We start from the raw sequence: 12,916 nt of genomic DNA, 5'->3' as shown, positions 1-12,916 counted from the left end.
GAATGTAAAAATAAAAAACATAATAAATAATATATGTTTTCGATAAGATTTATTTTATTTGGAGAAAATTTATTTTGAGGCCCAAATAAAGGGTTTTTGAATTTCTTGAATTATTGAATACATTAGTGAAAATTATTTCAAAAGTAAGTTTTATTAAATGTAAAATTTTGTAAAACAAATTATAAAGTAGGGAATAGTTTTCAAGCGCAAAAGCTTTCGAAATTAATACAATTTAAAATTTACATTAGGATATTATGAACATTTCTCCAATTGATTGGGGCATAATTGCGGCCTTTTTCATCATTTCCTTGTTGATAGGTCTTTTTACCTCCAAGTCTGCCGGTAAAAGTGCTAAGGACTTCTTCCTTTCGGGAAGGAATATGCCTTGGTGGTTATTAGGTGTATCAATGGTTGCTACCACATTCTCTGCCGATACCCCGAATTTGGTGACCGATATTGTGCGTGTGAATGGTGTGTCTGGTAACTGGGTATGGTGGGCATTCCTCTTGACAGGAATGTTGACGGTATTTGTCTATGCCAAGCTTTGGAGGAGGTCCGAAATTACCACTGACCTAGAATTCTATGAATTAAGGTACAGTGGGAAGGGCGCAGCATTCTTAAGAGGCTTTAGGGCCATTTATTTAGGGGTGTTCTTTAATATTGTAATTATGGCGACAGTTTCCCTTGCGGCCATTAAGATTGGTGGGGTAATGCTGGGCTTGACTCCAGTACAGACTTTGTTGATCGCTTCTATCGTGACGGTAGTGTATAGTTCACTTGGTGGATTGAAGGGGGTACTTTTGACTGACTTCTTCCAGTTCTTTATTGCGATGGGTGGAGCTATCGGTGCGGCATATTATATTCTTGATATGCCTGAAATCGGTTCTCTGGAAAATTTGCTTGCCCACCCTAATGTATCTGACAAGCTTTCTTTCTTCCCGGATTTCAATGATATGAATTTGGTGATTCCATTGTTGATCATGCCAATTGCCATACAATGGTGGGCTACTTGGTATCCAGGTGCAGAGCCTGGAGGTGGCGGGTATATCGCGCAAAGGATGCTTTCTGCCAAGGATGAGAAAAATGCCATCGGTGCTACGCTATTCTTTAATGTAGCGCATTATGCATTGAGACCATGGCCGTGGATCATTATTGCCTTGTCTTCTTTGGTGATTTTCCCTCAGATCAGTGATATGCAAGAGGCTTTCCCTCATATGCCTGCTGATAAATTGGGGAATGATTTGGCTTACTCTGCCATGTTGACTTTCTTGCCAACAGGTTTGATCGGTGTGGTTTTGGCTTCTTTGATCGCTGCAGTAATGTCTACCTTGTCCACTCACTTGAACTGGGGTTCTTCTTATGTGGTAAATGACTTTTACCTAAGGTTTGTGAAGCCGGATGCAAGTGATAAAGACTTGGTAATGGTAGGTAGGATTTCCACGGTAGTATTGATGGGCTTTGCTGCATTGCTGGCATTGGCGCTTTCTAATGCCTTGGAAGCTTTCAATATTCTATTGCAAATTGGAGCAGGTACTGGATTGATCTTTATCCTAAGATGGTTCTGGTGGAGAATTAATGCTTATACTGAAATTTCTGCCATGATCATATCATTCCTAGTGGCTATTTTCTTCGAAGTCATCAACCCTAAGTTTGGAATTATTAATATTCCAGAGGGAATGGAATACCTAAAACTACTTTATGGTGTAGGTATTACTACAGCAACATGGCTGACGGTTACTTTGGTGACCAAACCTGAAAAGGATGAGGTATTATTGTCCTTCTATAAAAAAGTTAAGCCAGCAGCTTATGGATGGAGAAAGCTATTGAACAGGTATCCTGAGGTAGAAGCGGAGCAAGGCCAGCTTCCATTTGAAATTGGATTGATGGTTACTGGATCTGTTGCGATTTATTCGGCTCTTTTTGCTATTGGGTTTTGGATTTATGATAATACCACCTCAGCCATTATTGCCACATTGGTAAGTGCAGCAGGTTTTGCTATACTGATCAAGAGCTGGAACAAGATCAAGTTATTCTAATCGATAGATATATTAAATGTCAAAGCCCGCTTGAATCTCAAGCGGGCTTTTTTTTATAAGTTGATTTTTGAAATAGCCCACGAATTTTCAACGGATTCAAGGCAAGTGAAGTATAATTTCTAGCTCTCTAAATCAATAGCCTAGGAATGGCCTAAGGCATATTTACAGATCATGATAACCGGATTTTGGCATCTGTGCTGATCTGTAAACATCTGTGGTTAATAAACATAAAAGATTTTAAAAGGGAAAAATATAGATCAAAACCTATGTTTCATTTAAATTTATATGATTATCCGTTATTACACCTGTAAACTTATTTCTCACAGCCTGTCCAGATTTATCGGGAGATTCCACAGATCTATCTGGCGGAAGACAAGTTTGCACGGAGTAAAATATCGTTTCTTTGGACTTTTGTGTTCATACTGAAAGAATATCTTATTTACAAAAACCTACTGGTGTCTTTACTGATATACAGATAATTTTTTCTGTTGGACCTGAACTTTACTGTTTGATTCTCGGGATGATTAAGGTTTCCAGATTTTAACTTGGGAAAATTCTCCGAAATTGCCCAAAAAGCCAATGGCCAAATACGGATAATTCTGTACCATATAGCTGTCAAACATAAAGGTTTTCCCATCGATGGATGTACCGGTATATTGACTTTCTACCAGTTCCCATTTTCCGCTGTTGTTAAAGCCAAACAAGGCCACAGACCTGGCCAAATAGGCATTGTCTATTTCTACCTGTAAGCCTCTATCCGATAAGTGGGAAGTGGATATGTCAGGGTTGAGACTTTCGAAAACATTATTTCTAGCCTTGCTAGGGGTTAACACCGGCCTTTCATACATGGTTTGGGAAAGCAGGCCGGCAATATCTCTATTGCTTCCCATTAGTGACCGGGCACGGAAATATAGATTGCCCTTAACAGCTGTTTTAGATCTTCCTACAGCTACTTGGTTGGGGATTTCATAACTGTTTTTCCAAGCATCATCTTTATCATTTCGGACTTTATAGCTGCCATTGCCAATATAAATTCTGGTGTTATTGGCATTTTCGGACCACCAATTCACGAGTTCCCTATGGGAGGCTTGTGGATGGTCCAAGCTCCAATATATCTGTGGGGCCAAATAATCAACCCATCCATTTTTTACCCAAGATAATGGATCGGCATATAGGTCATCATAATTGGTTTGGCCTGCTTGGGTATTAGAACCTTGTGGATCAACTGAGGCATTTCTCCATACGCCAAAGGGACTTACACCGAACTGGACCCATGGCTTTTCATTTTTTACCAAATCATTTATGCTGCGGATAAGCTCGTCCACATTAGCTCTCCTCCAATCTCCCAAATTAAGGTTATTGCCATACTTGCTATAGGCATCTTGGTCTTCAAATTCTTCTCCGGGGATTTTATAGGGATAGAAATAATCATCCAAATGAACCCCATCAATATCGTAGTTTTGAAGTACTTCACTTACAATATTGACCATATGGTCCTTTACAGCAGGTATTCCCGGATTATAATAGTATTTGCTGCCATATTTTACCATCCAATCAGTGTGGCGGAAGTAATCATGCATGGGACTTAGTTCTTCCACTTTGAGGTTAAAAGTGGCCCTGTAAGGGTTTAGCCAAGCATGAAATTCCATTCCTCTTTCATGGGTTACTTGGATCATCCATTTCAAAGGATCAAGCATCGTTTGGGGAGCTTTTCCTTCCTTTCCACTAAGGTATCTTGACCATGGAGCCATTTTACTTGGATAAAAAGCATCACCTGCAGCCCTGACTTGGACAAAGACTGCATTGAAATTATGCTGGCGATAGAAATCTAAAATCTGGATAAAATCCCTTTGCTGTTTTTCAAAACTATCGTTACCTGAGCTGGGCCAGTCAATATTGGCTACCGTGGCGATCCAAACACCACGCATTTCACGGTTGGGAGCGGAGAAAGCAGGTAGGGCTTCTGCTGTTTCTGCCTCAGGTTGAGGGTCCTTTGGATTATTGCTTATGGGTTTTGTGGCTTTTTCTGTTGGTGCAGGGGTGGGCCCTGGAGATTGGCTGGTTTTGTTAAAAACCGAACAGGCACTCATCATCAGTGCCATTGCTAATATGCTTAATCGTTGTAAACTCAAGTTCATTTAATGTCGCAGGATTTTGGATAAGTCTCGTATCAATAATTAGACCTTAGTTTTTGAATTCAAGGGAATTGATCAAATGGAGCATATCTTCTTTTATATATTCAATTACAGGAGCAAGGGAATCGTTCTTTACAGCAGTGTTAAAATATAAGGCCCCTCTCAGGAAGTTTTGGGTGGAATCAGTTACAAAAAACTGGAAAGGAGTAGGGACTTCACCACTCAATTCCGCTACTACACCTACATAGCCATATGGCGTTTTGATAACTCCTTCTTCTATGCTATAGGCTTTCACCTGGTGCTTTGCAGTAAGGTTAAAGGAGTCATCCAATATGCTCTTTAGGACTTCTTTGTCCCCGTTGATAGATTTATAGGTAAGGTGGATTTTTGCACCAAAATTTGAATAGTTTAAGTTGATCCAGTTTTCTTCCGCTAAATTGAAGGAATCTGCCTCAGTTTGGGCAAATACTGATTTTTGGAACTGGTAAGGGTATGCATCTGTCAGTGTCTCAAAAGATTTCTCAGGAAGGTCTATCCGATTATAGCCCTTGGGTTTTGGCAGATAATGTTGATCACAACCCAATAAGATAAAGCCAATAACCCAGCAAATATTTTTGAACTTCATAGCTCCAAAGATAAAAAATAGATCAGAATCTCTCATTCTATGCATAATATATTGCTGTGGATATTACTATTTATGACGAAACTTCACGAAATTAGTTATTCAACCTAAACTTTAATCGATATGAAAAAGATTTTCAAGTCATTGTTTTTGGGGCTGTTTTTAAGTGTATCTTCTCTTTATACCTTAAATGCCCAAACCAACCAAGAGGAGTTTTTGGCAAAATGGGAAAATATGAAAGCCTATACGGTGGAAATTTTGGAGGCCATGCCTGAGGATAAATTGGATTTTAAGCCTGTAGAGGAGGTTTCTAGTTTTAAGGAACTGATCATGCATATTGCAGGTGGCAATGTGATGATGGCCAATAACTTTCTTAAGGAGGGTAATCCAGGAATTGATTTTGAGGATAAGAGCATGAGCAAGGCTGAATTGGCTGAAGCGGTAAAAACTTCATTTGATTTTGTTGCCAAAACCTATTCATCTTTATCTGAAAGCGAATTGGGTGAAGAAGTAGAGGTTTTTGGAGGTAATAAGATTACTCGCAGGCAAGTGGAAGGATTGATTGATTCCCATGGTATTCACCATAGAGGCAACTTGATCGTCTACTTACGCTTGAATGGTATTACACCACCGCCCTTCAGGGCTTGGTAATTTTCTGTTTTCATGAAAAATAAAAAGCCTGTCAATAATTCAATTCATTTGACAGGCTTTTTAGTGTCTTTATCTGTAGTTAGCTTTTCATTCCTCTATTTTTAGATTTTGGAGAAAATTAATCAAGGCCTGTTTTCCATTAGGGTCGGCATCCCATACTGGACCAATATAAAGCTCATTTCTGACCAAGAACTTGATATAATATTTCACCACAATCCGGTCTTTATCAGGAAGCGTCTCACTTCTCAGTCCCATACTTTCCATTAGGTCGGCTTCGCGACCTTCCACCCTGGTCAATACAAATTGGATTTTGTCGGCAATTAAGTCTTTGTCCGAACGGATAGTAGTCAAAAATACGGTTTCGTAAGGATAATATTGCTCCAAAATACTTTCTATACTGGCTTTTTCGGCTTTTTGTGCAGCCAAAATTTGGTCTGAAGATTTGCCCAATAGGTCGTATCTAAACTGGGTTAGCAAGGCGGCTTCACCTGATGCTCCAGAAAGCGGGATTCCCAGCTTAAATATATCCAGGTTCAAGGGGTTTTTGGCGATAAATCTGGAAGAAACAGGCAGGTTATTGGCTTGGGATGGACTTGGATCGGCTCCTCCTACCAAAGGTGGAAGAAAGCTGGGTACGTCCAAGGCCATCAGGTTCTTTGATCTTTGGCCTTCGCCAGCTGCAATAAGTTTTTCTTGGAGTACTTCCATATTGTTCGCCTGAAGCGACCATTGGTTTCCTGCATTAATGATATTGCTGTTTCCGGAAAATTCCATGATGTTGATAAAAAAGTCACCATTGTCTTTTCTGGTTATAGTGACGATATTTCTGACCATGCGTTGCAAGAAACTTTTCCCATAAGCTGCTTGGATTTCCTCGGAAAGTATGATCTCTTCCAGTTCGTAGTAGGCAATAGGATCACCACCGGCTTCTACCAATGCTGAATGAATTTCTTCTGCTATATTTTTCCAATCCATCGGTGGTCTTGCGCTAGGAGCAGTGGAAATCAAAATGACCGCCTTTCCATCTAAAAAGTGCTCGGGCAAGGTACTTTGGCCGAAACTTTGAAAGTAAGAAAATAGGATTAAAAATAGTACTGAAATATATTTCATAGATATTTGAACGTTCCAAAAGACTAAATTAGTATTTTCACTTTAATACTGGTAGCCAACAATCGATAATCACATGAAAATGCCAAAAATACTCATTTTATTACTTTTCATACTCAGTCCTGCTTTTTTAGAGGCACAGGAACTGGATAGAAACCAGCTTATTAATGATCTGAAATACCTGTCTTCTGATGAATTGGAGGGAAGGGCTCCTCTAAGCACTGGGAGCAAAAAGGCCCAAGCATATATCAAAGAAAGATTCTCTTCGCTGGGGCTTTTCAGTCAGTTTGATGACTATACCCAGTATTTTAGTTTTGGAGAGGAAAACAAGGTGGAAAATGCGGCTAATATTGTGGCTTTTGTTCCTGGACAGGAATCAGAAAAAATAATAGTTATTACTGCGCATTATGATCATTTGGGGGTAAAGGATGGAAAAATTTATAATGGTACTGATGATAATGCTTCCGGGACTGCGGCTTTATTGGCTTTTGCCGAATTTTTCTCTAAAAACCCGCCTAAGCATTCCATGCTTTTTGCAGCCTTGGATGCAGAAGAAAGGGGACTTCAGGGAGCCAAAGCATTGGTCAAGGATTTTCCCTTTTCCATGGATCAGGTGTTGCTCAATATTAATATGGATATGATCAGCAGGAATGACCAAAACGAAATTTATGCATCAGGAACCAAACATTACCCTTCATTAAAGTCCATTCTGGAAAGTGCATCCAGAGGAGAAAAGGTGAGTTTAAAGTTTGGGCATGATCTGCCCAACACCGGACATGATGACTGGACCAATGCCTCTGACCATGCTGCTTTTCATGCCAAGGGAATTCCTTTTGTTTATTTTGGAGTGGAGGACCATGCAGATTATCATAGGCATACTGATACTTTCGAAAAGGTCAATCAGGACTTTTACTTCAACACGGTTAAGCTGATCAAGCGTTGTGCGGTAGAGCTGGATGCCAATTTGCCTTTATAAGGTTTAGTTTATTTGGAAGATTATAAGAGCCGGGACAATTGATATGCATGTCATCCTGATGTTAGAGCTTGTCCCGATCCCTATCAGGAAAGGATCTCTTTGAGAAATGGGTTCAGATAGAGATTCTTTGCCTTTGGCAGACAGGTTCGCCTTGCTCAGCGTGACAATAAGTTTGTTGTTGAAATCGATATTTTATTAGTATTACAAAACGTTGTCATGCTGATCCACCTAGGCGGACAGGCGTAAGGAAATATCTCTTCAAGTAATCCGATGCTGCAAAGAGATTCTTCGCTAAGCTCAGAATGACAAAAAATATTATTGTTGAAATCCAATTTGTTTGAACTGTAAATTCTAGTCCTTGATAAAAATTGCAAAACACAGCTCCCTGTTTTCAGTGATTTTGCTCTCTTTTTTCGTCAATCCCATAAGAATTTTTTTGCGAAAATGAATTGGGACTGAAAATTCAATATCTTTCAAGCCAAATTTTAATCCTAGTTCAAGACAAGATATGGGGACCAATAGAGTATTAGCATTAGATGTGTTTAGGGGAATTACCATTTTTGCCATGATCCTGGTTAATAATCCGGGGTCTTGGTCGGCAGTTTATCCACCCTTATTGCATGCCAAATGGCATGGTTGTACCCCTACGGATCTGATATTTCCCTTCTTCCTTTTTATTGTAGGTGTGGCGATAGAATTGTCCCTTGGTGCTCAGCTGAAAAAGGGAATTGAGAAAAAAGCCATTATTAAAAAGGCCATTTTTCGGTCTTTGAAGTTAATAGGCCTGGGATTATTGCTAACGGCTATTCCTTATTTTAATTTGAGTACGCTTAGATTTCCTGGGGTATTACAACGAATCGGCTTGGTTTACTTCTTTGCCAGCTTGATGTACCTCTATCTATCCAGAAAGCAATTGCTCATCAGTGGTACAGCTATATTGGTGTTTTATTGGGTCTGCATGAGTTTTATTCCCGTACCTGGAATTGGTGCTGCCAACTTAGCGCCAGGAACGAACCTGGCTGCTTGGATTGATCAGCAAATCCTTACGGGACATATGTGGTCCCAAACGAAGACTTGGGACCCTGAAGGACTGTTTTCTACCTTGCCCGCTATAGTAACCTGTCTTTTGGGCATCATGGCAGGAAAAGCCCTGACCCGGTCTAGTGAACACCAGAATAGGATGAAAAACTGGCTGCTCTGGGGCTTGGCTTGTCTGGCAATAGGCTATTTATGGTCCTTTATCTTTCCCATTAACAAGTCCCTTTGGACCAGTACATTTGTGCTTTATACTGCTGGCTGGGCCTTTTTGGCATTGGCATTTTGTTATTGGCTATTGGATATAAAAGGCTGGCAAAGCTGGTCCAAACCATTTGTGATATATGGAATGAATGCCATCACGGTATTTTTTCTTTCAGGTATCATTGCCAAGTTTTTTGCTTATACCAAGGTTTCCTATCAAGGAGAAATTGTGAGCCTAAAATTCTTTTTACAGGAATTGCTCTTCAATGACTGGCTATCGCCTAAAATTGCTTCTTTGGGCGGAGCACTGCTGATGATGGTAATTTTGTTTATTCCGGCTTATTGGATGTGGAAAAAGCATATCATTATAAAAGTTTAGCTGGATAAGGCTTTTAGTTTAATGATAACTCCATTCAGTGAGTTGATTGTTAGATGTTTGCATGATATTTAGCTGGATGCCTTATATTTCCGACTTAAAACAGGAGATTTGAGAAAGGTATTTTTTCAAAAAAATGATTTTATTTCAAAAATTACCTACATTTGCTTTCTATGGAGAACAAAAGAAACCAAAGTACATTACTGCAAAAAAGGATGAGCGTCCTTTTGGTGGCACTGTGCTGCTTTGTGATTTCTAATTCCCATTTGTTTATTCCAGCGCAAGATCAACAGTCTTGTGATGTAAAAATCAAGCTTCAGTCTGATTCAGATCAGGATAATCAGGAAGAAAAGACTTTCTTAGAAGTAGCCTCTGATGCGGTGGTAGTTCCTTTTGCCTCAATGGTGGCACAAAGTACCATGCATTTGATTTATGAGATTGTAGGATTCGAAGAGCAAGAATTCGAACCTCAGGCTTATTCGGCCAGATATCCAAGTCATTTTTTAGAAGTTCTCCTAGAACGGATAATTTCTCCCAACGCACCTTAAGTCATTGCCATTTTTTCCTTCCTAGCAGCAGGTATTATACTTGCGCGCATCAATTAGAATTCAAAAAACAAATTATATTTATTTAAGTAAATCATGCAAAACAAAGGGATCATTGTGTTCTTGACAGTGATTGTTACAGCATTATGTTTGTACTATCTGTCATTTACCTACGTATCAAGTAACGTCCAAGAGGACGCCATTGCCTATGCCACAGATGCAGATGGCAATTTGGATTTCGCAAAGAAACAATCTTACCTAGACTCTGTTTGGAGAGAGCCAGTATATAGCTTCCTAGGTGCCAATTATACTTTTAAAGAAGTAAAGGAAACTGAGCTAGGCCTTGGTCTTGACCTTCAGGGTGGTATGCACGTTACACTTGCTGTATCTCCGGTAGAGATTGTAAAAGGATTAGCTGGAAACAGCAAAAATGAAGCATTTAATGCGGCTATTGATGAAGCCAATGAGGCTGCTAAAACCTCAGATGAGAAGTTTGTAGACCTATTCTACAGCGCTTGGCAGGAAAAGTCAGATGGCCAATCTTTGAACAGCATTTATGCTACTGCAGCCAATAGAGGAAGAATCTCTTTGGAAACTTCTGACAGTGAAATCTTGGAGATCATCGACGCGGAAATTGAAAATGCGATCGAACGTTCTTTTAATATATTGAGAACACGTATTGACCGTTTCGGTACTTCTCAGCCTAATATCCAGAGAATCCAAGGAACTGGCCGTATTCAGATTGAATTGCCAGGTGTGGATAACCAGGAAAGGGTAAGAAGCTTATTACAGGGTGTAGCCAAGCTGCAGTTCTGGAAAGTGGCCGAGATCAATGAATACGGTGATGTATTACAAAGAATCAACGGCGTATTGGTAGCAGAAGCTCAGGCAAACAAGAAGCCTGCAAGCACTGCCACTGAGGAAACTGTAGAAGGTGATTCTACCCTAACTGACCTAGAGCGTCAATTGGCTGAAGGTGGTGATGAGACAGATTCACTTTCTTCTGAGGTTTCTCCATTGTTCTCTTTATTGAAAGCCAATTATGGTTTGGTCTATGAGGTTAAAGATACCATGGCCATCAACAAGATTTTCAAGAGAGAAGATATCCAGTCTATCATTCCTAGAACATTGACCTTCATGTGGTCTGTGAAGCCTAGAGAAGCTGATGGCCTTGACTTATTGGAATTACATGCTATCGAAACGCCTAGAGGAACTGATCAGGCTCCTTTGGAAGGTGATGTGATCACTGATGCCAGCCAGACTTTGGATGAGTCTTCTAATCCTGCTGTCAGCATGAGTATGAACGCTGAAGGTGCTAGAAAATGGAGAAAAATGACTGCCGAAAATATCGGTAGAAGAATTGCCGTTGTTCTTGACAACTATGTATATACTGCGCCAAATATCATTGGTGAGATTCCTAATGGACAGTCTAGCATCACTGGTAACTTTACCATTGAAGAAGCCAAGGATTTGGCGAATATCTTGAAGTCAGGTACTTTGCCTGCACCTACCAAAATCGTAGAAGAGGCCATCATCGGTCCAACATTGGGTAAAGAAGCCCAAGCACAAGGTATCAATTCCATCATTGCCGGTTTGGCCATTGTGGTATTGTTCATGATTGCCTACTATGCCAAAGGCGGTTTCATCGCTACTGCAGCATTGGTATTCAACATCTTCTTTATCTTAGGTATCCTTGCTCAGCTTGGCGCGGCATTGACCCTTCCTGGTATCGCAGGTATCGTATTGACGATCGGTATGTCCATTGATGCCAACGTATTGATCTTTGAAAGGATCAAGGAAGAATTGGCTGCTGGATCTGGATTATTACAGGCGATCACCAGTGGTTATAATAAGGCCTTCAGTGCGATTCTCGATTCAAACGTAACTACTTTCTTGACGGGTGCTATCCTTTATGCATTGGGCCAAGGTCCTGTGAAAGGCTTTGCGATCGTATTGATGATCGGTATTGCTTCTTCATTCTTCTCTGCTGTATTTATCACCAGGGTGATTGTTTACTGGTTGAGCAAGAAAGGTGACCAAAGCAAGATTTCTTTTGCTACACCATTCTCTAAAAACTTGTTCAGCAAGCTTAGTATTGATTTCATGAGCAAGAGAAAGGTGGCTTACCTTATTTCCTCTGCGGTCATCGTGGTTGGTCTTGCCTTTGCAGCTGTCAATGGTCTTAAATTCGGTGTGGATTTCACCGGTGGACGTTCTTATATTGTTGAGTTCAATCAACCAATTGTTCCTTCTGAATTGAAGGTAGGTTTGGATAAGCAGTTTGATGGATCGGTAGAAGCTAAGACATACGGAGCGAATAATGTCATTAAAGTAACTACTTCTTACCTGATCAATGATGATTCTGATGAGGCTAACAGTGAAGTGGAAAATAAGGTGATCGATGGAATTTCCAGCATTACTGGTCTTCAATATATAGATGATGCTACTCAATTGGATGATAGTTCATTTGCCATAGCTGGTTCCTCTAAAGTAGGTGCTACGGTGGCCGATGATATCAAGAACTCTTCTATGGAAGCGATGTTCTTCGCCTTGGTGGCTATCTTCCTTTATATTTTATTGAGATTCCGTAAGTGGCAATATTCATTGGCTTCTATCATTGCCTTGGTACACGATACCTTGTTTGTGGTAGCCGCTTTTGCGATTGCCAGTGCCTTTGGAGCTTCATTTGAAATTGACCAGGTATTCATCGCAGCGGTATTGACCGTAATCGGTTATTCCATCAATGATACCGTGATTGTATTTGACCGTATCAGGGAGAATATTGCCAATAGAGGTACTTCCAAGTTGGTGAAAATGTTCAATGAGGCCATCAACCAAACCATGGCCAGAACCTTGATTACTTCTGCTACTACCTTGATCGTGGTGATCGTACTATTGATCTTTGGTGGTGAAGTATTGAGAGGATTCTCCTTTGCCTTGTTTATCGGGGTATTGATCGGTACTTATTCCTCTATTTATATCGCCTCTCCAATTGTGGTGGATTTGATGAAAAAGGAACTTGAGCAGGAAAAAGAAGAAGCTAAGAAATTGGCTTAATCTTTTTCTATAATCAATATTTGAAAGCGTTCTGTTTCGGCAGAACGCTTTTTTTTTTGAAACTATTTTTAAGAGACTTTGCAGCTTTGTTATCCCATCAGCTGTGTGGCGGGACTAAGTAAGGCAGCGCTTTCAGCTCTAATGATAAAAAAATGTGGCTGGCTCATTTGTT

General features: G+C 40.2%; 9 protein-coding genes. 6 read left to right on the top strand and 3 right to left on the bottom strand.

What is annotated here, in order from left to right; genetic code table 11:
• The first annotated feature begins 254 nt into the window (after positions 1 to 254).
• Complete coding sequence (locus H7U17_RS12650) at positions 255 to 2,036, top strand: sodium:solute symporter family protein (protein WP_186757103.1); 1,782 nt, start codon at positions 255 to 257, stop codon at positions 2,034 to 2,036.
• Positions 2,037 to 2,560: 524 nt separating this feature from the next.
• Here H7U17_RS12650 and H7U17_RS12645 read toward each other — a convergent pair.
• Positions 2,561 to 4,174 carry a glycoside hydrolase family 10 protein gene (locus H7U17_RS12645; protein WP_186757102.1) on the bottom strand — a complete coding sequence of 538 codons (1,614 nt, stop codon included), beginning with the start codon at positions 4,172 to 4,174 and terminating at the stop codon, positions 2,561 to 2,563.
• A gap of 46 nt (positions 4,175 to 4,220) precedes the next feature.
• Entirely contained in the window at positions 4,221 to 4,796 is a 576-nt protein-coding gene (gene gldD / locus H7U17_RS12640) for a gliding motility lipoprotein GldD (RefSeq protein ID WP_186757101.1), read from the bottom strand.
• Between the two features lie 120 nt (positions 4,797 to 4,916).
• On the opposite strand from gldD, the gene H7U17_RS12635 reads away from it, so the two are divergent.
• Positions 4,917 to 5,444, top strand: a complete 528-nt coding sequence (locus H7U17_RS12635) for a DinB family protein (protein WP_186757100.1) — start codon at positions 4,917 to 4,919, stop codon at positions 5,442 to 5,444.
• Between the two features lie 87 nt (positions 5,445 to 5,531).
• On the opposite strand, the gene H7U17_RS12630 is transcribed toward H7U17_RS12635, so the two are convergent.
• Positions 5,532 to 6,554: an NTPase gene (locus H7U17_RS12630; RefSeq protein ID WP_186757099.1), complete on the bottom strand. Its 1,023-nt coding sequence runs from the start codon at positions 6,552 to 6,554 to the stop codon at positions 5,532 to 5,534.
• Positions 6,555 to 6,633: 79 nt separating this feature from the next.
• Between H7U17_RS12630 and H7U17_RS12625 the strand changes: the two genes are divergently transcribed.
• From H7U17_RS12625 to secDF, 4 genes are all read left to right on the top strand, one after another.
• Positions 6,634 to 7,527 (top strand): M28 family peptidase, encoded by an 894-nt coding sequence (locus H7U17_RS12625; RefSeq protein ID WP_186757098.1) that lies wholly within the window; start codon positions 6,634 to 6,636, stop codon positions 7,525 to 7,527.
• 508 nt (positions 7,528 to 8,035) lie between these two features.
• The gene (locus H7U17_RS12620; protein ID WP_186757097.1) at positions 8,036 to 9,145 is read left to right on the top strand and encodes an acyltransferase family protein; all 1,110 of its coding nucleotides are present in this window, start codon (positions 8,036 to 8,038) and stop codon (positions 9,143 to 9,145) included.
• Positions 9,146 to 9,315: 170 nt separating this feature from the next.
• Positions 9,316 to 9,690 carry a hypothetical protein gene (locus H7U17_RS12615; RefSeq protein WP_230981402.1) on the top strand — a complete coding sequence of 125 codons (375 nt, stop codon included), beginning with the start codon at positions 9,316 to 9,318 and terminating at the stop codon, positions 9,688 to 9,690.
• 93 nt (positions 9,691 to 9,783) lie between these two features.
• Positions 9,784 to 12,744 (top strand): protein translocase subunit SecDF, encoded by a 2,961-nt coding sequence (secDF, locus tag H7U17_RS12610; RefSeq protein WP_186757095.1) that lies wholly within the window; start codon positions 9,784 to 9,786, stop codon positions 12,742 to 12,744.
• The last annotated feature ends 172 nt before the right edge of the window (positions 12,745 to 12,916 follow it).

This window comes from Echinicola salinicaeni (assembly GCF_014280965.1).
Classification (GTDB): domain Bacteria; phylum Bacteroidota; class Bacteroidia; order Cytophagales; family Cyclobacteriaceae; genus Echinicola; species Echinicola salinicaeni.
This window is presented reverse-complemented; position numbering and strand designations above follow the sequence as displayed.

Excerpts from the sequence above, each read along its gene's own strand:
- H7U17_RS12620 (WP_186757097.1), top strand. The coding sequence starts at position 8,036 with ATGGGGACCAATAGAGTATTAGCATTAGATGTGTTTAGGGGAATTACC.
- secDF (WP_186757095.1), top strand. The coding sequence starts at position 9,784 with ATGCAAAACAAAGGGATCATTGTGTTCTTGACAGTGATTGTTACAGCA.
- H7U17_RS12645 (WP_186757102.1), bottom strand. The coding sequence starts at position 4,174 with ATGAACTTGAGTTTACAACGATTAAGCATATTAGCAATGGCACTGATG.
- H7U17_RS12615 (WP_230981402.1), top strand. The coding sequence starts at position 9,316 with ATGGAGAACAAAAGAAACCAAAGTACATTACTGCAAAAAAGGATGAGC.
- H7U17_RS12635 (WP_186757100.1), top strand. The coding sequence starts at position 4,917 with ATGAAAAAGATTTTCAAGTCATTGTTTTTGGGGCTGTTTTTAAGTGTA.
- H7U17_RS12630 (WP_186757099.1), bottom strand. The coding sequence starts at position 6,554 with ATGAAATATATTTCAGTACTATTTTTAATCCTATTTTCTTACTTTCAA.
- gldD (WP_186757101.1), bottom strand. The coding sequence starts at position 4,796 with ATGAAGTTCAAAAATATTTGCTGGGTTATTGGCTTTATCTTATTGGGT.
- H7U17_RS12625 (WP_186757098.1), top strand. The coding sequence starts at position 6,634 with ATGCCAAAAATACTCATTTTATTACTTTTCATACTCAGTCCTGCTTTT.
- H7U17_RS12650 (WP_186757103.1), top strand. The coding sequence starts at position 255 with ATGAACATTTCTCCAATTGATTGGGGCATAATTGCGGCCTTTTTCATC.